Origin of the sequence: Curtobacterium sp. MCLR17_054, from assembly GCF_003234335.2 — a bacterium.
Lineage (GTDB): Bacteria > Actinomycetota > Actinomycetes > Actinomycetales > Microbacteriaceae > Curtobacterium > Curtobacterium flaccumfaciens.
The window spans coordinates 81,016-105,628 of the sequence record NZ_CP126263.1 but is presented as its reverse complement, the minus strand read 5'-3'; the positions used below and the strand labels follow the sequence as shown (position 1 = coordinate 105,628).

Here is a 24,613-nt window from a genome sequence, read left to right as displayed (position 1 = left end):
TCAGCCGACCGCCGGGGCGGTCGGGCGGACGTGCTCGTGCAGGTCCTCGACCGGGACGAACGGTTCGTCGAGCCCGAAGCACGACGGCCCGAACACGGCGAGCGCCTCCGGGGTCCGCATCAGGTCGGGGGTCGAGATGCCGATCACCCGGACGCGCTGCCCGAACCGCAGGCGCTCGGTGGTGATCGGTTCGGCGGTCTCGGCGTCGAGGACGCAGATCAGGTCGGGCACGACGGCGACGAGCTGCCCGTCGCGCCGGGCGACGAGGTTCTCGTTCTGGAACCGGAGCTCGAGCTCGGAGCCGTCGGTCCCCTGCACGGTGGCACGACCGCGGGCGAACCCGTCGACCGTGCGGCGCTCGACGTCGACGACCTTGCCGTCGAACAGCTCGCGCAGGTGCGTGTAGATCGTCGTGCCGAGGGCCTCGGCGAGCGCGTCGATGGGGTCGCGGTGGGCTTCGCGGGCGACCCGGATGGCCCGACCGACGGCGAGTGCCAGGGAGAGCGTGCGCGGGACGGCGGTCTCCTTCACCTGGCGGCCGGACATGGCGTACTCGGCGATGTAGGCGACGCCGCCGAGCCGGATGGTGACCCCGCGGGCGAGCCACTCCATCTTCTTGTTGTCCGTGCCGGTCTCGATGATGACGCCGTGTCCGTTCTCGTCGCTGATCGCGAGCGGACTGCCGGGGACCCCGTAGACCGAGAACGTCTCCATCTGCAGCTCGGGGAAGGCGCGGCCCATGCCGTCCGCGTCGACCACGGGCAGGCCGCCGGTGGCACCGACGAGCAGCGGGATCATCGAGTTGATGCCGCCGCACTCGATGGGCATCGTCGCGGTCGCCGTCCGGCCCAGGTGGGCTTCGAGCCGACGGAGCGCGCCGAGGGGTTCCGGCCCGGCGGGGATGCGTTCGAGCACCACGGTCGGTGCGCCCATCTGCGCGGTGGGGATCACGAGGGCGTCGTCGGGCACCTCGGACGGGTCGAGGATCGTGACGGGGCCGTGCTGTTCGATCGCGGCACGGACCAGGAGCATCCCGATGGTGGGGTCGCCTCCGCCGCCGGTGCCGAGCAGGGCGGCGCCGCGGGCCAGGTCGGGCAGGTCGTCGACGTCGAGGATCCAGCTCATCGGTGCGCTCCCGTGTTCGTCTCGCCCGCGCTCGTGGTGCCGTCGTGGCGGACCGCGGGGGTGTCGTAGCCGAAGTACCGCGGGCCGGCCAGACGCAGGCCGTCCGGGGAGTGCCAGCGCTCGTCGGCCGGTGCGGTGACGATCCGGATGCGGGCGCCGAACCGCAGGGCCTCGGTGGTGATCGGCTCGCCGGTCTCGGCGTCCAACGTGATGATGAGGTCGGGAGCCGTGGTGCGGACCTGGCCGGCCACCTCGACCAGCAGGTGCTCGTTCTGGAACCGGAGCACCGCCTCCAGGCCGGTGTCGCTGCCGGAACCGGCGATGCGGGCCGTGCCACGGGCGAACCCGGTGACGGTCTTGCGCTCGATGTCGGCGACCTTGCCCTCGAACACGACCGTGCCGCCGAGCACCTCGGTGACCGCCGTGACGGGGTTGGCGTTCTCGCTGCGTGCGCGGACCAGCGTCTCGCCGAGCCGGACGCTCAGCGACAGGCTGCCGCGGACGAACGACTCCTTCACCTGCGCGCCGGACATGGCGTACTGCGCCGTGATCGCGGAGCAGCCCATCTCGACCGTCGCCGTGCGGGCGAGCCGTTCCGCCCACCGGTTGTCGACCGTGTCGAAGACGACGGTGTTGCCCTTCTCGTCGGCCAGGGCCATCGGTGTCGCACTGACCCCGGACAGGGTCGGCAGCACCATCTGCACCTCGGGGAAGGCGCGGCCCATGCCGTCGCCGTCGACCAGGGGCAGGCCGAGCTCGGCCGCGGCGACGATCGGGGTCGTCGAGTTCACGCCGCCGACCTCGATGCAGGCCAGGTGGGTGGGGGTCACGTTGAGGAACGCCGACAGGCTGCGGATGGCCTCGGCGAACTGGCCGGCGGACGGCAGCTTCTCGACCATCACGGTGGGAGCGCCGATCATCGCGACCGAGAGCACCACGGCGTCGTCGGGCAGGTCCTCGACCTGGACGATCTCGACCGGGCCGTGGGTGCGGACGGCGGCCTCGGCGAGCAGGCGGCCGATGTAGGGGTCACCGCCGCCGCCGGTGCCGAGGATCGCGGCGCCGCGGGCGAGGGCGGAGCAGTCGGCGCCGATGGCGGTGATGACGGGTGCTGCGGGCGCGGCTTGCGTGCCTGCGGCTTGCGCGGCTGCGGCGCGGGGCGCGGCTTGCGTGGCGCTCATCGGACCAGCGCCCCGAGTGCCAGGTCGCCCACGGCCTTCGCGCGGATCCGCGTCGCGTTGCCCGGCAGGTACGGGATCGGGACCTCGTCGAAGTCGACGATGTCCACCGAGCCGGGGTCGGCGCCGGCCGCGATGGCACGGTCGACGGCCTCTTGCCGGGCCTCGTCGACCACGGCGGACCGGCGACCGTCGCTGATCGCGTAGACCTTGTCGACCTCGCCGCTGACCTGCGCGATCGCCGCACCGATGGCGTTGGCCACCGAGTAGTGCTCCGGGCGGTGCACGGTGCCGAGTCCGGGCAGGGTGTCCGGCAGCAGCACCGAGCCGCCGCCGACCGCCACGACGGGCAGCGGGTCGGACGAGGTGCGCATCCGCTCGACGATGTCGGCGACGCGCTCCGCGATGACGTCGAGCGCGCGGGCGGCGACCTCGGCCGGCACCCCGGCGACGAGCGACGGGTCCCCGATCGCACCGCGGCCGCCGCGGACGGCCACGTCGGTGGCGGTCAGGGTGGTGCCGCCGAAGACCAGGCCCTCCTCGGTCAGGCGGTACCCGACGGAGTCGGGCCCGACGACGCTGCCGTCCTCGCGGATGCGGGAGCCGCCGCCGATGCCGACGGACAGGACGTCGGGCATCCGGAAGTTCGTGCGGATGCCGGCGACGGCGACCTCGCCGGTGGCCTCACGCGGGAAGCCCGCGGTCAGGACGCCGACGTCGCTCGTCGTGCCGCCGACGTCGACGACCGCGCAGGTGTCGAAGCCGGACAGCACCGCTGCGCCGCGCATCGAGTTCGTCGGGCCCGAGGCGAACGTCGCGACCGGGTAGCGCCGGGCGTACTCGACGTCCATCAGGGTGCCGTCGTTCTGGCTCAGGAACAGCGGCGCGTCGATGCCGCTGCCCGTGACCGACCCGGACAGCCCGTCGACGATGCGGTCGGCGAGCTCGCGCAGCGCCGCGTTGATGATCGTCGCGTTCTCGCGCTCGAGCAGGCCGATGCGACCGATCTCGGACGACAGCGAGAACGCCACGTCCGGCCCGAGCTCGGCGGCCATGATCTCCTGCGCGCGCTGCTCGAACTCGTCGTTGATCGGGGAGAACACCGACGAGATCGCGACGGAGCGGATGCCCGCGGCGGCGATGGCACCGGCGTGCCGCTTCAGTTCCTCGGGGTCGAGCTCCGAGATGACGCGGCCGTCGAACTCGTGGCCGCCGTGGGCCAGGAACGGCTGCGCGTGCACGGCCGACACCAGGTGCGCGGGCCAGTCCGTGAACGGGGGCAGCGAGGCCGTCGCCGGCAGGCCCAGGCGGACCGCGGCCGTCGGGGCGAGGCCGCGTGCCTCCACCAGGGCGTTGATGAAGTGGGTGGTGCCGATCATCACGCCGTCGATGTCCGTGGGGCCGAAGGCGTGCTGCTCACGCAGGCCGTCGAGCGCGGCGACGATGCCCGAGGTGACGTCCGGGGTGGTGGACCGCTTGACCGCCGCACGGACGGTGCTGCCGTCCATCAGGACGGCGTCCGTGTTGGTGCCGCCGACGTCGATGCCGATGCGCATGGGGGTTCCCTTCGGTGGTGCGGGTGCGGGTGCGGTGGTGCGGGTGCGGGTGCGGGGTGTTCGCGGGGTGGTGCTGGGTCGTGGGGTGGTGCTTGTTGCGGGGGGACCGGCCGCGCCGTCGCGCGGATCAGGGGTGCGGCGACGCGACCGGCCGTTCGGGGAGCGCGCGGGTCAGGCGGCGGGGGTGGGCGGTGCGGCGGGGGCTGCGGCGGCCGGGGCGGACGTGGCGGCCGGCGCGGCCTCGGTCCGACTGACACCGACGCCGCGGATCAGCCCGACCTTGCCGGCGACCACGTAGAGCACGAAGGCGATGACCACGGAGTTGATCGACGGGATGCCGACGGCGACGAAGTACCCGATGAGCGAGGCGATCGCCCAGATGACCAGGGTGGCCGGCACCCAGGTCGGCGAGGTCGCCGGGATGTTCTCGGCGTCGCTCAGCTCACGGCGCCAGCGCTTCACGACGAAGTACTCCGCCACCATGATCCCGGCGATCGGCGGGAAGACGACCCCGAGCACGGACAGGAACGGTGTCAGGGCCCCGAGGAACCCGACCGCGGCGAGCACCGAGCCGACGACACCCATCACGAGCGTCACGAGCCCGCGGTTCACCTGCTTGCCGAACACCGCGTCGATGAAGTTCGTGACGCCGAGGCTCGAGCTGTAGATGTTCCAGTCGTTGATCTTGAACGTGCCGAGCAGGATCACGAGGATGCCGACCCAGCCGACGCTCGACGTGATCACGCGGGTGATGTCCGCGGAGCCGACGGCGTGGGCGAGCAGGACACCGGCCAGGCCGATGACGTACTCGCCGAGCGTCACACCGAGCAGCGTCTGCTTCACGACGTCGCCGACCGAGCGGTTGAAGCGGGTCATGTCCGGCGTGATCACCGCACCGACGATGAACCCGCCGGCCACCAGGGTGGTGCCGGCCACGAAGCTCAGCTCCGGACCGGCCGGGGCACGCGCGGCGAGCTCGGCGATCGAGTGGCGGCTCAGCTCGACGATCACCGCCCAGCCGACGAGCACCAGGAACAGCGGCACGGTGACGTTCGCCAGCCACTGCATCGAGTGGAACCCGCGCAGGACGATCGCGGTGACGAGCAGCCCGAACACGAGCGACCACGCCCAGGCGGGCAGGATCGGCAGGATCGAGACGAGGCCGGCCGCCGAGACGCCCGACTGGATGCCGAACCAGCCGATCAGGCTCAGCCCGATCGCCAGCCCGACCAGCGCGGAGCCGGCCTTGCCGAATCCCGTCCAGCGGGCGATGACGGAGGTGTTCAGGCCCTCCTTGACGCCGATGACGCCGACGAGGACCGAGACGATCTCCAGGATCACGGCGCCCAGGGTGATCGCCCAGAAGGCGTCCCAGAAGCTCATGCCGAAGCCGAGCGTCGCACCGAGCAGGAACTGGGACAGGGCCGAGATCTGCCCGAAGCGCTGCACGGCGACCTGGAACCAGCCGTAGCGCGCGGACATCGGGACTCGGCTGAGCGAGTAGTCGTCGACGGCGACCGACTCGGAACGGGGGGTTCGTGGTGCTGACACTGCGGTCTCGCTGGCCATCGTGGCTCCTCGGGGAGGGGTGTCGGCGTGGGCCGATCGGGGTGTCAGCCACGGTAGGACGGCATCGGATTGCGGTACATGTGCAGAACGTCGTTACGGGCATGTGAATCCGTGCGCGCTGCACAGGCCGCGCGCCCGGTCCGGCTCATCACACCACGCCGGTTAGGCTTCCGGGGTGCGTCTCGTCATCGCCCGGTGCTCCGTCGACTACGCGGGCCGGCTCTCAGCCCACCTGCCGCTCGCGACCCGCCTGCTCATGCTCAAGGCGGACGGCTCCCTGCTCGTGCACTCCGACGGCGGCAGCTACAAGCCGCTGAACTGGATGAGCCCGCCCTGCTCGATCGAGATCACCGAGCCGGACGAGGAGCAGTCGGTCGCCGGCATCACGCAGGTGTGGACGGTGACGCAGAAGAAGACGCAGGACAAGCTCATCGTCTCCCTGTACGAGGTGGTGTCCGACGAGACCCACGACCTGGGCGTCGACCCGGGCCTGGTGAAGGACGGGGTCGAGGCGCACCTGCAGCAGCTCCTGGCCGAGCAGATCGAGTTGCTCGGTGACGGTCACACCCTGGTCCGCCGCGAGTACATGACGGCGATCGGGCCGGTCGACATCCTGGCCCGCGACGACGCAGGGGCGAGCGTCGCGGTCGAGATGAAGCGCAACGCCAACATCGACGCGGTCGAGCAGCTCACCCGGTACCTCGAGCTCATGAACCGCGATCCGCACCTGCGCCCGGTGCAGGGCGTGCTGGCGGCGCAGACGGTGGCACCGCAGGCACGCACCCTCGCCGAGGACCGCGGCATCCGCGTCCTCGTGCTCGACTACGACGCGATGCGCGGGATCGAGGGCGGCCACACCCGCCTGTTCTGAGCCGCATCGGGCCGTCCGGCCTGGAGGCACGGCGCAACCCCCGCCCCGCCGCCGACGGATCCCGGATGGTCGCCGCCACGGCCCGGCTAGGGTGGACAGGACATGACCAGCCCGTTCTCCGCCATCCTGTTCGACCTCGACGGCACCATCAGCGACTCCGCGCCGGGCATCCTCGAGAGCCTGACGCACACCTTCCGCACCGTCGGCGTCCCGGTGCCGGACCGCGACACCCTGATGTCGTTCGTGGGCCCGCCGATCATGGACACGTTCCGGATCGCGATGGGCATGGACGACGAACTGGCCGACCGCACCCTCGCCGTCTACCGCGAGCACTACTTCTCGCACGGGGCGCTCGACTCCGCGATGTTCCCGGACATCGACGTCGTGCTGCGCACCCTGCACCAGGCGGGGCTGCCGATCTCGACGGCGACGAGCAAGCCGGAGACCCCGGCGACCTACATCCTCGAGCACTACGGCCTCACCGGGGACATCGACATCATCACGGGTGCGAGCGACGACGAGGTGCGGTCGAGCAAGGCCGACGTCGTCGAAGAGGCACTGCGACGCCTCGAGGCCCACGGCTTCGACACCAGCCGCCCGGTGCTGATCGGCGACCGGAAGCACGACGTCGAGGGCGCGACCGTGCACGGCGTCCCGGTCGTCTTCGCCGAGTGGGGCTACGGCTCCCCCGACGAGGCCGAGGGCACCATCGCCCGTGCCGCCACCCCGCTCGACCTGCTGCCGATCCTGCTGCCGTCCGCGACGCCGTCCGCATGAGCGGCGACGTCGCACGTCGGGGCCTCCGCGGCGCCGCCTGGCTGCTGCCGGCGGCCATCATCCTGATCGCGCTGAACTTCCGCGGTCCGATCGTCGCGACCGCCCCGGTCATCGGGGACGTCCGCGCCGACCTCGGCCTGACCGCGACGATCGCCGGGCTGCTGACGACGATCCCGGTGCTGTGCTTCGCCCTCGCGACGCCGTTCGCCAGCTGGGTCATCGCGAGGGCCGACCCCGAGCGCGCCGTGTCCCTGTCGCTCGTCATCGTGCTCGCCGGCACCGTCGTGCGCTCGATGCCCTCGTCGGCGGCGCTGCTGATCGGCACCGCGGTCATCGGCATCGGCATCACGATCGGCAACGTGGTGATCCCGGTCGTCATCCGGCGGGACACCTCGCCGGAGCGCGTCGGCCTGGTCACCGGTGTGTACACGTCGGCGCTCAACGTCGGGTCGATGATCACGTCGCTCGGCACCGCTCCCCTGGCCGCCCTGTGGGGGTGGCCGGTCGCCATCGCGATCTGGGCGGTCTTCGCACTCATCGCCGCCGCTGCCTGGACCTACACGGTCGGTGCTCGCGCCGCCTGGCGACGCCCGCTGCCGTCCGAGCGGGACGAACCACTGCCCGTCACGGGCCCCATCGACCAGGTGCTCGACACCGGGGCGATCCAGACCGCCCGCGCCGCGGAGGCCGCACGGGTCGCCGCCGCCGAGCCGATCCGGCCGGCACGACGGCTCATCACCTGGGGCCTGACGCTCGCCTTCGGCGGTCAGGCGTTCTCGTACTACGCCCTCACCGCGTGGATCCCGACGCTGCTGCACGACGAGATCGGGTTCTCGAAGGCGTCGTCGGGCGCGAGCTCGTCGGTGTTCCAGATCCTGGCCGTCGTCGGGGCACTCGGTGTCCCGCTGCTCGCGACCCGGTGGCGTCCGGCGGCGATCATCGCCCTGGTCGGCACGCTGTGGCTGGCGATGCCCCTCGGGCTGCTGTTCGCCCCGCAGCTCTGGTTGCTGTGGTCGGTGCTCGGCGGTGCAGCCCAGGGCGGCGGCATCACCGTGATCTTCATCGTCATCGTGCGGATCGTCTCGAGCGACGCCGACGCCCGCCGGATGTCCGCGTTCGTGCAGGGCGGCGGGTACCTGCTCGGGTCGGCCGGGCCGCTCGTCGCCGGCGCGCTGCACGGTGCGACGGGGAACTGGACGGCGCCGCTGCTCGTCGTGCTCGTCGCGGTGCTCACCCTCGGTGTCGTCGGGACGTTCGCCGCGCGACGGGTGTCCTGACCCCCAACCCGAACGCCGGCTGAGACCCCGCTCCGGCTCGACCCCCGAGGCGCTGACCGACGGGGGCCGCACCCGCACGACCCCTCAGCGCGCGGACCGGCTTCGCGGCCAGCTGGCGGCACGGTCCCGGCCGGTCGTCATCCCGGACGGCCAAGGTCCGGAGAGTGGACATCCGACGACCCGCCCGCTGGCGGGACCAGCCGCTCGCAGCACGGCTCACACTGCTCGTGATCGCAGCCGGCACGACCGTGCTGCTCGCCTGGAACCTGGGCCGTGGCGGGGACTTCAGCTTCTACCAGGCGTCGGCGCGGTCGATGTCCGAGTCGTGGCCGGCACTGTTCTCGGGCGCGTTCGACCCCTCCGCGACGGTGACGCTCGACAAGCTCAGCGGCTTCGCCGTCCCGCAGGCGCTGAGCATCCGGCTGTTCGGGCACTCCACCGCCGCACTCGCGTTCCCCCAGGTCGTCGAGGGGCTCGTCACCCTGTGGGCCTGCTCGTTGGTCGGGCTCCGCTGGGCCGGGGTCGGCACGGGCCTCGTTGCCGCCGCAGCAGCCGGGTCGACGCCGGTCTTCGTGTCGATGTTCGCGCACCCGATGGAGGACGGCATGGTCACCGCCGCGCTGGCCGTCGCCCTGCTGTGCTGGCAGCACGCCGCAGTGACCGGGCGGTGGTGGCCGCTCGTCGCCGCGGGCCTGGCCGTCGGCGTCGGGTTCCAGGCGAAGATGGTGCAGGCCTGGTTCGTCGTGCCGGCGCTGCTGCTCGGCACGCTGCTGGCCTCGGCCCGGCACGACGGCCGCCCCTTCCGCTTCGGCACCCGGGTGGTCCGCGCCGGGGTGCTCGGGATCGTCGCGGTCGTGGCCTCGCTGTCGTGGGTCACCGCGCTGGCGCTCACCCCGTCGGGTTCGCGGCCGTGGGCGGACGGCTCCACCGACGACAGTCCGCTCGCGATGGTGTTCGGGTACAACGGCATCGACCGGTTCCTGCCCGGCGCGGTGCCCGGGTCCGTCCGGTCGTTCACGGTGCCGTTCGGTCCGCACACCTGGCGCGGTGGTCCGGCCGGGTTCGGCAAGCTGCTCGGACCGCACCTGGCGTCACAGGTGGCCTGGCTCCTGCCCGCGGCGCTGTTCGGCGTGGTGGTCGCCGCCGTGGTGCTCGTCCACCGCCGCCGTGCGGAGCGACCCGGCACCCTCGGCTCCCCGTTCGGGCACGCGTTCGACACCCGCGCCGGATCCGCCACCCTGGCCGTCCTGGTGGTCTGGTTCGGCACCGCGGCGGCCGTGCTCTCGGTGGCCGCGGTGCCGCACACCGCCTACGTCGCTGCGATCGGCGTGCAGCTGGCCCTGCTCGCAGCCCTCGGGTGGCGCGGTGCGGTCGGGCTCGTCCGGGCGCAGTCTCGAGGGCTCCGGGCGCTCCCGGTCGTCCTCGCCGCGGCGCAGCTCGGCTGGGTGGTGTTCCTCGCGCGGGGCACCGCGATGCCGACCGTGCTCGCCGTGCCCGCGATCACCGTCTCGACGGTCGCCGTCGTCGCGACGCTGGTGGCGGTGTGGTGGCGACCACGCTGGGAGGCGACGCGCGGGCCGGACCGGCACCGGGCCTCCAGGACGGTCATCGCGCTGGCAGCCGGGCTCGCGCTCGTCGCCGGACCCGCCGCGTTCTCACTGCAGGCGCTCGACGCGACCCGCGACGGCAGCGGCGTCGACGCGTCGGTCGGGCCGTGGCCCGCACGCTGGCCGATCCCGGCCGGCAGCCCGGACGTCTTCCACGTGTCGCGCCCGGACCCGTGGGGCGGGTCGACGCCCTACCCGCGTGCCCTCAGCCGACTCGTCGCGACCGCGCGACGCCTGGAGGGGTACCGGCACGACGAACCGCTCTTCATGACGGACACGTGGCACATCTCCGCACCCGTGATCGACGCGACCGGACTCCCCGTGCTGACGGACGGCGGGTTCTCGGGCACCGTGCCCGTCTTCACGACGCACCAGATCCGCCGGAGGATCGCCGACGGCCTGCGCGTCCTCGTCGTCGAGGCCCACGCGCCCCGCACGGACCCGGTCCTGCGCGCCGCACTGGCCGGGGGCTGCCGAGCACTCACCAGCGGCACCCGGCACGCACGCCTGCCGATGGAGCCGCGCCGGGCGGACGGCATCGCCTGGACCGTGTGGCACTGCGGGATGCCCGGGCCGTCGGTCGGACCCGGAGCACACCGCCACCACGGGTCAGCTCGCGGCGAGCACCTCGCGCAGGGACATCGGCGGACGCCCGGTGATGCGTTCGACGTCGCCGGACACGTGCGCGAGCGCCCCCTCGGCGATGGCCGTGTAGGTGCTCACCCAGGCGTCCGCCTGCCACGGCTCCGGGTTCCACTGCGCACGTGATGCGTACGCCTCGTCGAGGGTCTCCGGGTGGTAGCTGACCGTGCGGCCGCGGACCTCGGACACGATCGCCGCCGCCTGGGCGAGGGTGATCGCCTCGGGGCCGGTCAGCTCGTACGTCTGGTCACGGTGGGCGTCCGGGTCGTGCAGCACCGCCGTCGCGACGCGGGCGACGTCGGCACGGGCCACCGCGGCCATGGCGCCGTCGCGGGCGGGGCCGCGGATCACGCCGTCCTCACCGACCAGGTCCTCGACGAAGTCCAGGTAGAAGCTGTCGCGCAGGAACGTGAACGCCATCCCGCTCTCGCGGATCGCCTGCTCCGTCGCCCAGTGGTCGCGTCCGAGCGTGAAGGTCGCATCGGGAGCCGCGCCGAGGAACGACGTGTAGACGACGTGCCGCACGCCCGCGTCGGCCGCCGCAGCGACGAACGCCCGGTGCTGGTCGAGGCGGTCCTGGGCTTCGGCCGCCGAGACCATGAGCAGCACCTCGACGCCCTGCAGGGCGGTCCGGCTCGCGTCGGCGTCGGCGAAGGTCGCGACGGCGACCTCGGTGCCCGGGAGCTCCGGCGCACGGGAGGCGTCGCGCACGAGCATCCGGAACGGCACGGCGTCCGCGGCGAGCGCCGCGCTCACGGCGCCCCCGATGTTGCCGGTCGCTCCGGTGATGGCGATGGTCATGGTCGCTCCTCGTGTCGGTGTCGGTGTCGGTTTCGCGTCGCGTCGGTGGTCACGTCCACACCGTCCTGGAGGCCCGGACCACCGTGGGCGCGACCCTCGCGGCGTTCACGCCGTCCACCTCCACCGCCCACGCGCGGGCGGCGTCGTGGTCGCGGCCGTGCCGCATGTGCCGTCCGACCAGGCGGTCGAGCCGCACGTCGTCGGCGACGGCGCAGAACCAGGTCTCGGTGAAGAGCGTCGGCAGCGTCGACCACGGTGCGGTGTCGTCGAGCAGGTAGTTGCCCTCGGACACCACGAGGCGGGCGGCGCGGGGTACCGCGATGCTGCCGGCCACGGGTTCGTCCACGCGACGGTCGAAGTCCGGCGCCCACACCACGTCCTCGTCGGCGGCGACGAGTCGGCGGACGAGCGCGACGTAGCCGTCGGCGTCGAAGGTGTCCGCCGCGCCCTTGCGGTCGTGCCGGCCGAGGGCGTCGAGCGCCGCGTTCGACAGGTGGAAGCCGTCCATCGGGACCTGCACAGCGGTGCCTGCACCCAGGCGGTCGTCGACGGCGGTGACGATGCGACGGGCGAGCGTGGACTTGCCGGCGCCCGGTGCTCCGGCGATCCCGAGCACGGTGCGGCGGCTCGAACGGGCCAGTTCGACGGCGCGCTCGACGGCCTGGTCGACGGTCGTGCCGGAGTCGCTCACGGCCTCATCCTCGCAGAGCGCACCGACGCCGGGCCGCGGTGGTTCACTTGCCGCATGGTCGATGCGACGAAGGCGTTCAGCGGGTTCTCGGTGCGCGACGTGCCCGAGGCGAAGGCGTTCTACGAGGACGTCCTGGGGGTCGAGGTCACCGAGGACCACGGCATGCTCTTCCTGCAGCTCGGCGGTGGACACCAGGTGCTCGTCTACCCGAAGGGCCCGGGTCACGAACCGGCGGCCTTCACGGTGCTGAACTTCCCGGTGCCGGACATCGACGCCGCGGTCGACGAGCTCACCGCGAAGGGCGTCGTGTTCCTGCAGTACGAGGGGATGACCGACGACCGGGGTGTGAACCGGAAGGGCGGGCCGCTCATCGCCTGGTTCACCGACCCGTCGGGCAACGTCCTCAGCGTCATCGAGGAGTGAACATGTTGTATTCCGAAAGCTCGCGTCGGCGCTGCTGATCGTCCTACCGTCCTCTCACCGACGAGAGGACGGCCATGACGAAGGTGCTGGGACGGCATTGGACCCGCGAGGGGCTCCTCGCCGAGCGCGAACGCGTCCGCGCAGAGTGGAACCTGGACGAGCGGGAGTTCGCCCCGACCGAGCAGTGGCGCGACCTGTTCATCGACGAGTACCTCGCACAGGACTGGCTGGACAGCATCTCGTTCCTGCTCGGTGAGCGATGACTGAGGTGTCCGATGGAGCCGGCCAGCACCACGCAGCCGTCGCCCAAGAGCTCCTGGACACTTCCCTGCCCGGGCACGGGGTGCAGATCGACTACGAGCTGGATGTCCCCGATGGAACGATCGTCGTGCAGCCTGCCGCTGCGTCAGGAACGACTCCACCGGTCCGGCTGAACATCGGCGGCGTTCACACCGCCAATGTCACACTGTCGATGCGGTACCGATGGAAGAGTCATCTCGAGGTCCTCGAGCTGAACGAGAGCCGGTTCACCCTCTTCCTGGTCGACGAACGACAGCCACTGGTCCGCTTCGAGTTCCAGGAAGCGTTGACCGCCACTCCGCAGTCGCACTGGCACCTGCACGCCGAGCGCGGCGCGTTCAGTTCGCTGCTGGCCAGAGCCCGCGACCACGGTTCCGGGCAGCGTGATGCGGCGAGGTTGTCGTCCTTGCACTTCCCGCTCGGCGGCCCGCACTTCCGGCCGAGCCTCGCCGACGTGGTCGAGTTCGTCATCGTCGAGTGCGGCGTGGACGCGTTGCCGACGTGGCGGGAGGCCGTGCACGGGTTCCGGAATCGTTGGCGCCGTGAAGAAGCCGAGGCAACCGCTCGGCAGTTCCCGGCAGAGACCGCGCAGTCGCTCCGCAACCTCGGGTGGGGTGTCCAGCCCCCGGAACCCACCGCGGTCCCACCGCAGTTCGCGGTGCTGCACGCGGGTTGACGCGGTCAGCGGGACAGGGCGCCCGCCCAGCCGAGGGCGATCGGCACGAGCAGGCCGTGGCGGTGGTGCGGGAGCTCCGTGACGGGGATCCACCGCGACTCGTCGGTCGAGCCGTCGAGCTCGTGCCGCAGGGCTCCTCCGGTGATCGTCGCCCGGAACACGACCTGCACGGCCTTCATCGGGCGACCGTTGGCGTGGATGCGGCGCTCCGCGGGGACGATGTGGTGCCGGACCCCGAGCAGGGCACCGACCTGGGCCTCGTACCCGGTCTCCTCGCGGATCTCGCGCACGACGGCCTGCTCGACGGTCTCGTCGAACTCGACCCCGCCGCCCGGTAACGTCCACGTGCCCGCGTCGGGGTGACGCAGCTTCGCCAGGAGCACGCGGTCACCGTCCGTGATCACGCCGTAGGCGGCGAGCCGGGTGTCGTAATCCGTGTACTCCATGGGCCGACCATGCCAGGTGGGTGCACCCACGTCTGCCAGCCGCGCCGGGCCTCCAGGCCGTGGACCGGGGTGGTGCGGACGCTCCTCCAGCCCGCTGACCGGTCACGACCCCCCGCGGCCCGCACGCCGAGCGGTCACAAACCGTTGCTTGCGGCACCGCCAGACGCCGGAACGTGACCACGCGACGCAGCACGCGCGGGGAGTCGTGACCGCTCGCCGCGCGAGGCCCCGGGCCCGCATGGTGCGGACCGGACCCGACGTGCTCGCCCGACCCGGATCAGGCGTCGACGCGTGCCGCTGCCCAGCCGACCCGCATGCGGGCGACCGCCCGGTCGAAGGCGCTGAGCGGTTCCCCGTCGTCGCGGATCACGGACTGCAGCTGGAGCCCCTCGTACAGCGCCATGAGCTGCTCGGCGGCGTGCCGGGGCGAGGCGCCGCGAGACTCCCGGCCGGCGACGACGTCGCGGACCAGGGCGAGGGTGACGTCCTCGAACGCCCGCGTGTACTGCGTGCGGAACCACCCGGCGGCGGGGTGGTCGGGGTTCGAGGCGGCGCTGAGCACGGCGACCCGGAGCCGCACGAGGGCCGGGTCCTCGACGCCCGCGGCGAGCCGGGCTCGCAGGTAGGCGACCGTGCCGTCCCGCTCCGCGATCGGCCAGAGCTCGAGTCGGCTGCCGTTGTTCCACTTGTCCATGACCGCGACCACCAGGAGTTCCCACATCGGGTACGCCCGGTGGAACTCGTCCGCCGTGACACCGGCGTGCTCGGCGACCTCGACGGGCCCGACACGGTGGAAGTCCCCGGCTCGGTAGGCACTGATCGCCCCGGCGACGATGCGTGCGCGGAGGTCGACATCGGTCGTGGGCATGCTGACGATTGTGCGGGGCCGGTCAGCGGCCCGCGACCGCCAGTTCAGGGGGCGCGGTCACCGTCGCCGGCTCCCGGTCAGCCGCGGTCGAACGTCAGTGTCTCGTCGTCGGGTGCCCGGACCTCGCCGGTGCGGGCGAAGTCGGCCCAGATCGCCCGGAAGGCCCGGCCGCGGCGCTCGACCTCGGGCCAGTCGCGTTCGGGGACGAACCGGGTGCCGGCCCAGGCCTCGCGGCCGCCGAGCAGCAGCGGCAGGTCGCTCATGTGCACGGCTCCGGTCGGGGCGCTCGTGACACCGCGGTGCAGTCGGTAGGAGGTCGCCCGGCCGCCGGCGCGTCGGTGCCGTTCGGTGAACCGTCGGGCGTCGCGCCCGTAGATGACGTCGGACAGCGGACGGACGACCCACCACCGCAGGGCCGACCGCAGCACCCGCGACCGGGTGACCCGACGCAGGCCGGGCACGAGCGGCACGTACATGCCGGCCTCGTCCGAACCGGACCCGATCAGCACGTCGACGTCGGGGGCGACCCGGCTCCACGCGGCGTCGAGGTCACGCTCGGCGGGCAGCGGCGCGAAGCCGTACTGGGTGCCGAAGGGCATGCCGGCGGCGAGCCCGTACGGCGCCGCGGCACGGGTTCCGAGTGCCTGACGGTCGAGCAGGTCCTCGAGCGGGGTGTCGGCGTGCACGGTGCCGACCGCCCGGACCATCGCGCGGTTCATCCGGGCTCGACGACGGGACAGCCCGAGCGGGGCGCTCTGGATGATCGCGCGGCGGAAGAGCCCTTCGGCGCCGGCACTGATCATCAGGTGCGCGGCCGCGTCCCCGCCGGCCGACTGCCCGAAGACGGTGACCAGGTCGGGGTCGCCGCCGAACGAAGCGATGTTCGCGCGCACCCAGCGGAGCGACTCGACCAGGTCGAGGAGCCCGAGGTTGGCCGGGATCGTCTCGCCGTCACCGAGGAACCCGAGCACGCCGAGCCGGAACGTGACCGACACCACGATCACGCGCTGCTCGGTCACCAGGTCGCGGGCGTCGTAGATCGGCAGGTCGCCACCGCCGATGACGTACGAGCCACCGTGGATCCAGACCATCACCGGCAGCTGTTCGCCCGGACGGACGTCGGCGGGCAGCGTGATCGAGAGCCGCTGGCAGTGCTCGTCGACCTCGATGCCCTGGATCGGGTTGAGCAGCAGGTCGACGAACTCCTCGTGCGGCTGCGGTGCGACCGGCGACGGGGTCGACGCGTGCAGCTCGCCCGCGAACGGTGGCATCGGCTGCGGCGGGGCGAACCGTTCGGCCTGCGCGTACGGGATCCCGAGCACCCGCACCACGTCGCCGTCGAGCGTCCCGACGATGCGGCCGGCGGGGGTGTCGAACGGGGCAGGCGTGGCGTCGAGCATGGGGTTCACGGTATCGGTGCGGCGACGACACGAGCGGACGTGACGGAGGCCGTCCCGATGTGATCGGGACGGCCTCGGTCCGGCTCGGGGAGCCGGGTGCACGTGGTGCTCGGCGTCAGTTCGAACGACCGTTGACGTCGCGTCGGTCGTCGTCGTTCCAGTCGGGCTTGCGCACGCCGGACTTCGCGATGCCGCGGCTGACGACGTAGGCGGCCGTCACGATCGCGACGTACAGCCAGGCCTGGTCGGCGCCGAAGCCGGTGTGGCCCTCGTCCGCGTTGTCCACGACGGCCGACGCGACGAGGATCGCGATGGACACGACCAGCCAGGCGTAGAACTCCGTGGTCTTGAGCGCGGACTTGGTCTCGTTCCAGGTGGCACGCACGACCGAGTCGTTCCGTGCGGGACGTCCTGCAGTGTTCGACATGGTCACTCCTTCTGATCTCCGCCACCGGGCTTCGGTGGCGCCGTGTGGAGAGATTTGTCTCGCTCGGCTGATTACTCGCCCAGTTTGGGTTCTCAGGAAGGGGGTGGAGCATGGCGTTTGTCCACAGAACGCCAGGACCGGACGGGGTAAGGATGCACGACGAGGACCACCCGCAGCGCGGATCCGATGTGTTCGAGCGGCAGCCGCGCACCACGGAGGGCGCCGCTGCGATCGCGAGCCTGCAGGCGCTCAGTGACAGCGTCCACGAGGCCGACGAGCAGGCGCTCCGCACGCTGGGGATGCTGCCCGTCGACGCGCTCGCGCTGCGGCACCTCGTGCTCGCGGACCGGGACGGACGGCTGGTGAACCCGACGCAGCTCGCACGGGTGTTGCGGCTCTCCACCGCCGGGATCACGAAGCTCATCGACCGCCTGGTGCGTGACGGGCGTGCGGAGCGGCGGGCGAACCCCGAGGACCGCCGAGGCGTCATCATCACGGCGACCGGCTCCGCCGAGCAGGACCTCGCACGTGCCTACGGGCACATCCACGCTCCGCTCATCGAGACCATCGACGCGCTGAGCGTCGACGAGGCGACGGCGGTCCGCCGGTTCGCCTCCCGCCTCGCCGAGGCGCTCCGGCAGGAGCTGCCCTCCCCCGGCGCCCCCTGACGCCGGCCCGGCCCGGTGGGTCGGTGGCTGCGACGGACTGGAGGCCCGTGGCGGCGTCGCCACGGGCCTCCAGTCCCTCTTCTGGTCGCGGTGCGCGACGGGCGCTACCGCACCCGCTTGATGGGGATCACGACGAGTGCGCCGATGAGGGCGATCGCGCCGGCGGCCCAGCACATGAGCTCGTAGTTGTCGGCGGCTCCGTCGGACCCGACCTTCAGGAAGAACAGGGCGATCGCCGGCGCGAGTGACTGCGGCAGCGCGTTCGCGATGTTGATGACACCGAGGTCCTTGCCGGGCCGGTCGGCGTTCGGCAGCACGTCGACGACGAGCGCCGTGTCGATGGCCGAGTAGATGCCGTAGGCGAAGCCCATGATGACCTCGGCGACGTAGAAGCCGGTGACCGTGTCGGCGTGCGCGAGCGCGACGAGCCCCACCGCGAACATCGCCGTGGAGCCAGCGACGAACACCTTGCGGCGACCGAGCTTGTCCGAGGCCCAACCGGACAGCGCCGCGCTGACCAGCAGCGCGATCGTGTAGAGCAGGACGCCGAAGGCGACGGCGGCCGTGGCGTCCTTCGGCTTCTCGATGCCGATGTGCTCCTGCATGTAGAGCAGGCGGTACGTCGTGAACATGAACGTCGCGAGGATGATGAGGAAGCGCGACCACCACGCGAACGCGAAGTCCGGGTTCTTGACCGGGTTCGTCCAGAACGACGCGACGAGGTTCAGGAACGTGAACTTCTTGACCTTGTAGGTCGGCAGGTCGTCACGGGCCACGACGGCGTACACGGCGACCAGGATGATCGCCAGGATGCCGGGCGCGATGAACAGCACGGGCAGGTTCGCGACGAAGAAGACCGACAGGTAGGTGCCAGCGAGCACGGCGATGTTCTGCGCGAGCGCGATGATGCTCGAGGACCGGCCGCGCTGCAGCTGCGGCACGTTGTCGGCGAAGCTCGCGAGCAGGGTGGCGAGCGTGGCGTTCGCGGCGAGCTGGGCGAGCAGCCAGGCCAGCGTCAGGTTGAGGACGTCCGGCGAGTAGGCGATCCACGCGAGGGCGATCGCGAAGACCACGACACCGCTGAGCAGCCAGGGGCGACGACGGCCCCAGCGCGTGCGGGTGCGGTCGGACAGGGCACCCGCGAGGGGGTTCATGATGAGCGCACCGAACGCGCCGATCGGCAGCACCGAGCCGATGACGTTCGCGGCGTCGTCGCCGACCAGGGCCTGCGCCTTGAGCTGCATGCTCACGTAGACGGGCGCCATGAGCGCGACGAAGAGGCCGAACTGCCCGAGGAACAGGGCGATCTGGTAGCCGATGCCCACCTTCACCGTGCTGACGGGCTGGGTGATGCCCTCTTCCGGGTTGAGCAGTGCCGGGCTGCCGGGTTCGGGTGTGCTCATGACGCCTCCTTGAGTCGATGAAAACCTTGCCTGACAAGGTTTTTCCGACGCGAGCATACATCGACACGTGTTGTCTGCAACACCGGCCGCGTCCCGGGCCGCGTCACACGGGGCAGCAAAAACTACACACCGGGTGGTTTTTGGGGTAGCGTCGTCATCGATCTCGCCGCGGAGCATCGCTCCTCGACGGGCCGCGACACCCAGACAGGATCGAAGGAGCCTCTGCAATGCCCACCACTTCTGTGCAGCTGTACTCGCTGCGCGACGCCATCGCCGAAGACCTCGACAAGGCCATCGCCCGTGTCGCCGAGATCGGGTACGAGAACGTCGAGCCCTACGCGTTCGTCGAGCGCGCCACCGACCTCGAGCGTGCGTTCGCGGCCACCGGCCTCAAGGCTCCGTCCGGCCACGTCGCCGTGATCGACGCCGAGGACACCGCGCCGATCTGGGACGCGGCCGAGCGCCTCGGCATCCGCACGGTCATCGACCCGTTCATCCCGACCGACCGCTGGCAGACCGCCGACGACGTCGCGAAGATCGCCGAGCGCGTCAACGAGCTGACCGCCGAGGCCGCCGGCCGTGGCCTGCAGTTCGGGTACCACAACCACCAGTGGGAGTTCACGAACAAGGTCGACGGCCGCACCGTCTACGACCTGTTCGTGTCGCAGCTGTCGCCGGAGACCGTCCTCGAGGTCGACACCTTCTGGGCGACCGTCGGTGGCGCCGACGCCCCCGCCGTGCTCAAGGGCCTGGGCGACCGCGTCGTCGCGATCCACGTCAAGGACGGCAAGGTCGACGGTGACATCCGCACCGCGCTGCCCTCGTCCGAGAGCGCCCTCATCGTGCCCGAGGCACTGCAGCGCGCCTTCGAGAACCAGACGCCGGCCGGTCAGGGCGACGTCGACGTGACCGCGATCCTCGCCGCCGCACCGCAGGCGATCCGCGTGGTCGAGTTCGACGCGTACAAGGGCGACGTCTTCGAGGGCATCACCGAGTCCCTCACCTGGCTCAAGGACAACGACAAGTGAGCCGTGTCGGGATCGGCATCATCGGTGCCGGCAACATCTCCACCCAGTACCTCGAGAACCTGACCAAGTTCGCCGACGTCGAGGTCCGCTTCGTCGCCGACGTGCTGCTCGACCGCGCTGCTGCCCAGGCGGCGGAGTACGGTGTCGCCTCGTCGGGATCGGTCGAGGAACTCCTCGCCCGCGACGACATCTCGATCGTGATCAACCTGACGATCCCGGCCGCACACGCCGAGGTCGACCAGCAGATCATCGACGCCGGCAAGCACGTCTGGAGCGAGAAGCCGATCGCGACCGACCACGCGTCGGCCGCCGCGGTGCTCGAGTCGGCGAAGGCCAAGGGCCTGCGTGTCGCGACCGCTCCGGACACCGTGCTCGGTGCGGGCATCCAGACGGCGCTCCGGGCCATCGCCCGCGGTGACATCGGCGAGCCGCTGTCCGCGACGACCCTGTTCCACGTGCCCGGACCCGAGGCGTGGCACCCGAACCCGGACTTCCTGTTCGCCACCGGTGCCGGCCCCCTGTTCGACATGGGCCCGTACTACGTGACGACCCTGGTGCACGCGTTCGGCACCGCCTCGCGCGTGCAGGCCGTCTCGTCGAAGTCGCTCGACCGTCGCACGATCGCGTCCGGCCCCCGCGCCGGCGAGACGTTCCCGGTCGAGGTCCCGACGCACCACGCGGCCCTGATCGAGTTCGCCGGCGGGCAGTCCGCCCAGTCGACGTTCTCGTTCCAGCACGCCCTGCCGCGCATGGGCTTCTTCGAGATCAACGGCACGCTCGGCACGATCTCGCTGCCGGACCCGAACACGTTCGAGGGCTCGTCGCAGCTCTGGCGCTACGGCCAGGAAGAGCCCGAGACGCTCGAGGCGGTCGGCTCCACCTGGGGCCGTGGCACCGGTGTCGTCGAGCTCGCCCGCGCCATCGCGGAGGACCGCCCCGAGCGTGCCTCCGGCGCCGTCGCGCTGCACGTGCTCGACGTGCTGCTCGGCATCCGTGACGCGGCCGAGTCGGGTTCCGCCGTCGACATCACGTCGACCGTGGACGCGATCCCGCCGCTGCCCGAGGACTTCGACCCCGCGGCAGCCGTGCTGACCGCGGGCGCGAACGCCTAGGAGCGCCGCGCGCACCACGCGCACCACTTCGTGAGCAGCAATGGTCGGGTCCCGAACGGGGACCCGACCATTGCTGCTCACCAAGCGAAGACCACGACACGAGCGACGCGAACGACGCCCCCGCGCGAGCCCGCGCCCGTCAGACCAGCGCGGTGAAGGACGCGTCGCGCACGAGCAGCGTCGCCGCGTCGCCCACCACGGCCTGGTCGGGGTCGCTCGACAGCCCGAGGGACCAGCTGCCCCCACCCGGACGCTCCGGCAGCGTGAACTCCACCGTGGTGTCCGACGCGTTCAGCAGCACGGCCACGGTGTCGTCACCCTGGTGCAGCACGAGCGTCACGGCCCGGTTGCCGCCGTCCGCCCAGTCGCCGTCCTCGAACCCGGCGGCGTCGGCACGGAGCACGGTCACCGTCGACTCCGAGTCACCCGGCGCGGTGCGGAACCACTCCGGACGCAGCGCCTGGTGCTGCCGACGGAACGCGATGGCCGCCGTCGTGAAGGCGAGCAGGTCCTGGTCGGCGGCGGCCCAGTCGAACCACGAGATCTCGTCGTCCTGGCAGTACGCGTTGTTGTTGCCGCCCTGCGACCGGGCGAGCTCGTCGCCACCCAGGATCATCGGTACGCCGGCGGAGAGCAGCAGGGTGCCGAGGAAGTTGCGGCGCTGCCGGTCGCGGTAGTCGTTCACCGCGCCGTCGTCGGTCGGGCCCTCGATGCCGCCGTTGAACGAGGTGTTGTCGCTCTCGCCGTCGTTGTTGTCCTCGCCGTTCGCCTCGTTGTGCTTGTCGGCGTACATCGTCAGGTCGGCCAGGGTGAAACCGTCGTGGGCGGTCACGAAGTCGATCGAGCACAGCGGGGAGCGCCGTGAGCCCTCGTAGACGTCCGGGCTGCCCAGGACCCGCTGGACGGCGTCGCCGAGGGCGCCCTCGTCGCCGCGCCAGAAGGCACGCAGGTCGTCGCGGTACTTGCCGTTCCACTCGGACCAGTCGGCCGGGAACCCGCCGACCTGGTAGCCGGCGGTGTCCCACGGCTCGGCGATCATCTTGACCTCGCGCAGCACGGGGTCCTGGTGGATGATGTCGAGGAACGCGGAGTGCTTCTCGGCCTCGCCGTCCTGGCGGGTGAGCGTCGTGGCCAGGTCGAACCGGAAGCCGTCGACGTGCATCTCCTCGACCCAGTAGCGGAGCGAGTCCATGATGAGTCCGAGGGCCGCCGGGTGCCCGACGTTCAGGCTGTTGCCGGTGCCGGTGGTGTCGAAGTAGTTCGCCTCGTCACCCTCGACCAGCCGGTAGTACGACTGGTTGTCGATCCCCTTGAACGACAGCGTCGGGCCCATGTGGTTGCCCTCGGCGGTGTGGTTGTAGACGACGTCCATGATGACCTCGAGCCCCGCGGCGTGCAGGGCCTTCACCATCGCCTTGAACTCGGCGACCTGCTGCCCGGCGGTGCCGGCGGACGAGTACTCGTCGTGCGGTGCGAAGAAGCCGATGCTGTTGTAGCCCCAGTAGTTGCGGAGGCCCTTGTCGAGGAGCGTCGAGTCCTGCACGAACTGGTGCGTCGGCAGCAGCTCCACCGCGGTGACGCCGAGGTCGGTGAGGTGCTTGATCGCCGCCGGGTGAGCCATGCCGGCGTAGGTGCCGCGGATCTCCTCGGGGACGTCCGGGTGCTGCTTCGTGAAGCCCTTGACGTGCACCTCGTACACGACGGTGTCGGCGAGAGGGGTCCGCAGCAGGGTGTCACCGTCCCAGTCGAAGGAGCGGTCGGCGACGACGGACTTGGGCATCGCGCTGGCCGAGTCGGTCTCGTCGATCTGCTCGGGCTCGTTCATGTCGTGACCGAAGAGCGCCTGGCCCCACTCGTACTCGCCGTCGATCGCGGTGGCGTAGGGGTCGAGCAGGAGCTTCGCGCCGTTGTGGCGCAGGCCGTTCGCCGGGTCCCACGCGCCGTGCACGCGGAAGCCGTAGCGGGTGCCGACGGTCACGCCGGGGACGACGTCGTGGAAGGTGTAGCCGGTGCGGTTGCGGAGCTCGGTGCGGTGCTCGGTGCCGTCGTCGTCGAAGGTGCAGAACTCGACCCGCTCGGCGGTGCTCGAGAACAGGGCGACGTTGGCGCCCCCGTCGACGAGCGTGACGCCGAGCGGGGTGCGCGTGGAAGTGGTCATGCTGCCCTTCTACCGGCCGGTCGCTGTGCCACCGGCGGTCTGGGCGTACCCCTGGCCGCTCAGCGCACCGGCGGGACGAGCTGCTCGAGCAGCCGCAGCACCCGCTCGCCGTCGACGGCGTCGGGGTCGAGCAGCCACTGGACCTGCAGCCCGTCGGATGCCGCGATGCTCAGGCTCGCCAGGTCGACCGGGTCCAGGTCGGCGCGGATCCGGCCGCTCGCCTGGTCCGCCTCGATCAGTTCGGCGAGTTCGGCACGCAGCCGGGCGAAGCGTTCGCGCATGAAGTCGCGTGTGGCCGGGTGGCCCTCCTGCACGGCGTCGGCCGCGAGGGTCGTGTACAGCTGCACCAGCCCCGGCACGGCCCGGTTGCGCGATGCGCTCTCGCGCATGTCGCCGATCGCCGACTTCATCCGGTCGGGCGCACCCTGCTCGCGGACCTCGTGCTCCCGGTAGACGGCGAGCAGCAGTTCGTCACGGCTCGGGAAGTAGTGGCGCAGTGCCGCGTGCGTGATCCCGAGGGCCTCGGCCACCGAGCGGAGCGACGATGCGTCGACCCCCTGCTCCGCGACCATGCGGATCATCTCGTCCAGGATCTGCGTGCGCCGCTCGGCGCCCTTGCGGTACCCGCCGCGGCGCGGCTGGGCCGCGTCGGCGTCGTCCGCGGGGTGGGTCATGCACCCAACTTACCGCTGGAAGGTTTTCTCGCCACCGTCCGGACTGGAGGCCCGTGGCGGGCGCACCACGGGCCTCCAGTCCGTATCGGGCTCGCGTCGCACCCCGCCGGGTCGCGTCAGCCGGGCGCGCTCGCGTCAGTCCTGGTCGTCGACCGTGTACTCGTCGACCGGCGCGGGCGTGCCCGCGGCGAGCGCGTCGACGATCTTCGTGAGCGAGTCGGCGAGGACGGCGTTGTCCGCGTCGGGGAGTTGCTCGAGCACCTCGACGACGGCCGCGTGGAAGCGCGCGTACGAGGCGTCGATCTTCTCGGCGGCCTGGTCGGTCGGGGCGAGCACCTGCGCACGACGGTCGGTGGGGTGCGCCGTACGCGACAGCAGGCCCTTCTGCACGAGCCCGTCGACGATCTTGGTGACCGAGGCGTTCGAGACGGCGAGCATCACGGCGAGGTCCTTCGGGCCCATGGTGCGGCCGTCCCGGTGTGCCTGGAGCATGTACCGGACGGCGAGGAACTCGTTCTTCGACAGGCCGCTCTCGATGCGGGCGGACTCGATCTGCTGGTCCTCGGCGTGCTGCAGGCGGAGCAGCGCGTCGACGGCGGTCTTCGCGACCCCGGACTCGGGTTCGCGGGCGTAGAGGTGGACGTGCTCTCGACGGACGACGGTCAACGGCATGGGGTCATGCGCTCCTTGCTAAACGGCAGGCGTGCTGAAGAAGTCCGCGTAGGACGGTTCGGAACGACCGGCGAGCAGCGAGGGGTCCTGGATGCGACGCTCGACGTAGGCGTCGATGATCGCCGGGTCGGTGAGACCGACGCGGGTGTGGCTGCCACCGATCCGTGCCGTCCGAGGCATCCCGGAGTACGTGCTGTGCATGTCGTGTCCCGCCCTTCTTGCTTGCCGTGTGTCCCCTGCGGACGGCTGAACTCTTTCACAATG

General features: G+C 71.7%; 24 protein-coding genes and 1 pseudogene. 10 read left to right on the top strand and 15 right to left on the bottom strand.

Annotation, left to right across the window (positions count from 1 at the left end; translation table 11 throughout):
- The 4 genes from DEJ08_RS00475 to DEJ08_RS00460 all read right to left on the bottom strand — a co-directional run bounded on the left by DEJ08_RS00475 (nucleotide 1) and on the right by DEJ08_RS00460 (nucleotide 5,428).
- Nucleotides 1–1,125 (bottom strand): S-methyl thiohydantoin desulfurase family protein, encoded by a 1,125-nt coding sequence (locus tag DEJ08_RS00475; RefSeq protein ID WP_111055262.1) that lies wholly within the window; start codon nucleotides 1,123–1,125, stop codon nucleotides 1–3.
- Nucleotides 1,122–2,306 carry an S-methyl thiohydantoin desulfurase family protein gene (locus DEJ08_RS00470; protein ID WP_258367234.1) on the bottom strand — a complete coding sequence of 395 codons (1,185 nt, stop codon included), beginning with the start codon at nucleotides 2,304–2,306 and terminating at the stop codon, nucleotides 1,122–1,124. The genes DEJ08_RS00475 and DEJ08_RS00470 overlap by 4 nt, the downstream gene beginning before the upstream one ends.
- A complete protein-coding gene (locus tag DEJ08_RS00465; protein WP_042538007.1) occupies nucleotides 2,303–3,859 on the bottom strand; it encodes a hydantoinase/oxoprolinase N-terminal domain-containing protein in 1,557 nt (518 codons plus the stop codon). The genes DEJ08_RS00470 and DEJ08_RS00465 overlap by 4 nt, the downstream gene beginning before the upstream one ends.
- Nucleotides 3,860–4,030: 171 nt before the next feature.
- A complete protein-coding gene (locus DEJ08_RS00460) occupies nucleotides 4,031–5,428 on the bottom strand; it encodes a purine-cytosine permease family protein (RefSeq protein ID WP_284180495.1) in 1,398 nt (465 codons plus the stop codon).
- Between the two features lie 175 nt (nucleotides 5,429–5,603).
- Between DEJ08_RS00460 and nucS the strand changes: the two genes are divergently transcribed.
- From nucS to DEJ08_RS00440, 4 genes and pseudogenes are all read left to right on the top strand, one after another.
- Nucleotides 5,604–6,299, top strand: a complete 696-nt coding sequence (nucS, locus tag DEJ08_RS00455) for an endonuclease NucS (RefSeq protein WP_017887754.1) — start codon at nucleotides 5,604–5,606, stop codon at nucleotides 6,297–6,299.
- Nucleotides 6,300–6,401: 102 nt separating this feature from the next.
- Nucleotides 6,402–7,076, top strand: coding sequence for an HAD hydrolase-like protein (locus tag DEJ08_RS00450; RefSeq protein WP_017887755.1), 675 nt, complete (start codon nucleotides 6,402–6,404; stop codon nucleotides 7,074–7,076).
- Nucleotides 7,073–8,353, top strand: a complete 1,281-nt coding sequence (locus DEJ08_RS00445; protein ID WP_111053572.1) for an MFS transporter — start codon at nucleotides 7,073–7,075, stop codon at nucleotides 8,351–8,353. Before DEJ08_RS00450 ends, DEJ08_RS00445 begins: the two co-directional genes overlap by 4 nt.
- 314 nt (nucleotides 8,354–8,667) lie before the next feature.
- Nucleotides 8,668–9,213: pseudogene (locus tag DEJ08_RS00440) on the top strand (ArnT family glycosyltransferase); the annotation flags it as partial.
- 1,356 nt (nucleotides 9,214–10,569) lie between these two features.
- Here the strand turns inward: DEJ08_RS00440 and DEJ08_RS00435 are convergent.
- A complete protein-coding gene (locus tag DEJ08_RS00435) occupies nucleotides 10,570–11,403 on the bottom strand; it encodes an SDR family oxidoreductase (protein ID WP_111053574.1) in 834 nt (277 codons plus the stop codon).
- 49 nt (nucleotides 11,404–11,452) lie between these two features.
- Nucleotides 11,453–12,094, bottom strand: a complete 642-nt coding sequence (locus tag DEJ08_RS00430) for a nucleoside/nucleotide kinase family protein (protein WP_111053575.1) — start codon at nucleotides 12,092–12,094, stop codon at nucleotides 11,453–11,455.
- A gap of 54 nt (nucleotides 12,095–12,148) precedes the next feature.
- Here DEJ08_RS00430 and DEJ08_RS00425 point away from each other — a divergent pair, with 54 nt between their 5' ends.
- From DEJ08_RS00425 to DEJ08_RS00415, 3 genes are all read left to right on the top strand, one after another.
- The gene (locus DEJ08_RS00425) at nucleotides 12,149–12,517 is read left to right on the top strand and encodes a VOC family protein (protein ID WP_111038647.1); all 369 of its coding nucleotides are present in this window, start codon (nucleotides 12,149–12,151) and stop codon (nucleotides 12,515–12,517) included.
- A gap of 74 nt (nucleotides 12,518–12,591) precedes the next feature.
- Entirely contained in the window at nucleotides 12,592–12,780 is a 189-nt protein-coding gene (locus DEJ08_RS00420; RefSeq protein WP_071404442.1) for a hypothetical protein, read from the top strand.
- Between the two features lie 80 nt (nucleotides 12,781–12,860).
- Nucleotides 12,861–13,493, top strand: a complete 633-nt coding sequence (locus tag DEJ08_RS00415) for a hypothetical protein (RefSeq protein WP_284176638.1) — start codon at nucleotides 12,861–12,863, stop codon at nucleotides 13,491–13,493.
- Between the two features lie 5 nt (nucleotides 13,494–13,498).
- Here the strand turns inward: DEJ08_RS00415 and DEJ08_RS00410 are convergent, their stop codons facing one another.
- From DEJ08_RS00410 to DEJ08_RS00395, 4 genes are all read right to left on the bottom strand, one after another.
- Nucleotides 13,499–13,939: an NUDIX hydrolase gene (locus DEJ08_RS00410; RefSeq protein WP_111053577.1), complete on the bottom strand. Its 441-nt coding sequence runs from the start codon at nucleotides 13,937–13,939 to the stop codon at nucleotides 13,499–13,501.
- A gap of 277 nt (nucleotides 13,940–14,216) precedes the next feature.
- Nucleotides 14,217–14,807: a TetR/AcrR family transcriptional regulator gene (locus DEJ08_RS00405; RefSeq protein ID WP_111053578.1), complete on the bottom strand. Its 591-nt coding sequence runs from the start codon at nucleotides 14,805–14,807 to the stop codon at nucleotides 14,217–14,219.
- A 77-nt stretch (nucleotides 14,808–14,884) separates the two neighbouring features.
- Nucleotides 14,885–16,207, bottom strand: coding sequence for a carboxylesterase family protein (locus DEJ08_RS00400; protein ID WP_111053579.1), 1,323 nt, complete (start codon nucleotides 16,205–16,207; stop codon nucleotides 14,885–14,887).
- A 115-nt stretch (nucleotides 16,208–16,322) separates the two neighbouring features.
- The gene (locus tag DEJ08_RS00395; protein WP_071404437.1) at nucleotides 16,323–16,634 is read right to left on the bottom strand and encodes a hypothetical protein; all 312 of its coding nucleotides are present in this window, start codon (nucleotides 16,632–16,634) and stop codon (nucleotides 16,323–16,325) included.
- Between the two features lie 152 nt (nucleotides 16,635–16,786).
- On the opposite strand from DEJ08_RS00395, the gene DEJ08_RS00390 reads away from it, so the two are divergent.
- The gene (locus tag DEJ08_RS00390) at nucleotides 16,787–17,302 is read left to right on the top strand and encodes a MarR family winged helix-turn-helix transcriptional regulator (protein ID WP_181433360.1); all 516 of its coding nucleotides are present in this window, start codon (nucleotides 16,787–16,789) and stop codon (nucleotides 17,300–17,302) included.
- A gap of 104 nt (nucleotides 17,303–17,406) precedes the next feature.
- Here DEJ08_RS00390 and DEJ08_RS00385 read toward each other — a convergent pair whose 3' ends face one another.
- A complete protein-coding gene (locus DEJ08_RS00385) occupies nucleotides 17,407–18,705 on the bottom strand; it encodes an MFS transporter (protein ID WP_111053581.1) in 1,299 nt (432 codons plus the stop codon).
- A 227-nt stretch (nucleotides 18,706–18,932) separates the two neighbouring features.
- On the opposite strand from DEJ08_RS00385, the gene DEJ08_RS00380 reads away from it, so the two are divergent.
- Together DEJ08_RS00380 and DEJ08_RS00375 are read left to right on the top strand one after the other, a co-directional pair.
- Entirely contained in the window at nucleotides 18,933–19,733 is an 801-nt protein-coding gene (locus DEJ08_RS00380; protein ID WP_171907779.1) for a sugar phosphate isomerase/epimerase family protein, read from the top strand.
- Nucleotides 19,730–20,845 carry a Gfo/Idh/MocA family protein gene (locus DEJ08_RS00375; protein ID WP_111053582.1) on the top strand — a complete coding sequence of 372 codons (1,116 nt, stop codon included), beginning with the start codon at nucleotides 19,730–19,732 and terminating at the stop codon, nucleotides 20,843–20,845. Before DEJ08_RS00380 ends, DEJ08_RS00375 begins: the two co-directional genes overlap by 4 nt.
- A gap of 139 nt (nucleotides 20,846–20,984) precedes the next feature.
- Here the strand turns inward: DEJ08_RS00375 and glgX are convergent, their stop codons facing one another.
- The 4 genes from glgX to DEJ08_RS00355 all read right to left on the bottom strand — a co-directional run bounded on the left by glgX (nucleotide 20,985) and on the right by DEJ08_RS00355 (nucleotide 24,550).
- Nucleotides 20,985–23,003: a glycogen debranching protein GlgX gene (gene glgX, locus DEJ08_RS00370; RefSeq protein WP_111053583.1), complete on the bottom strand. Its 2,019-nt coding sequence runs from the start codon at nucleotides 23,001–23,003 to the stop codon at nucleotides 20,985–20,987.
- Between the two features lie 59 nt (nucleotides 23,004–23,062).
- Entirely contained in the window at nucleotides 23,063–23,677 is a 615-nt protein-coding gene (locus DEJ08_RS00365) for a TetR/AcrR family transcriptional regulator (protein WP_027466979.1), read from the bottom strand.
- 135 nt (nucleotides 23,678–23,812) lie between these two features.
- Nucleotides 23,813–24,349 (bottom strand): MarR family winged helix-turn-helix transcriptional regulator, encoded by a 537-nt coding sequence (locus DEJ08_RS00360; RefSeq protein ID WP_071248777.1) that lies wholly within the window; start codon nucleotides 24,347–24,349, stop codon nucleotides 23,813–23,815.
- A gap of 18 nt (nucleotides 24,350–24,367) precedes the next feature.
- A complete protein-coding gene (locus DEJ08_RS00355; RefSeq protein WP_071248776.1) occupies nucleotides 24,368–24,550 on the bottom strand; it encodes a hypothetical protein in 183 nt (60 codons plus the stop codon).
- Nucleotides 24,551–24,613 lie beyond the last annotated feature (63 nt).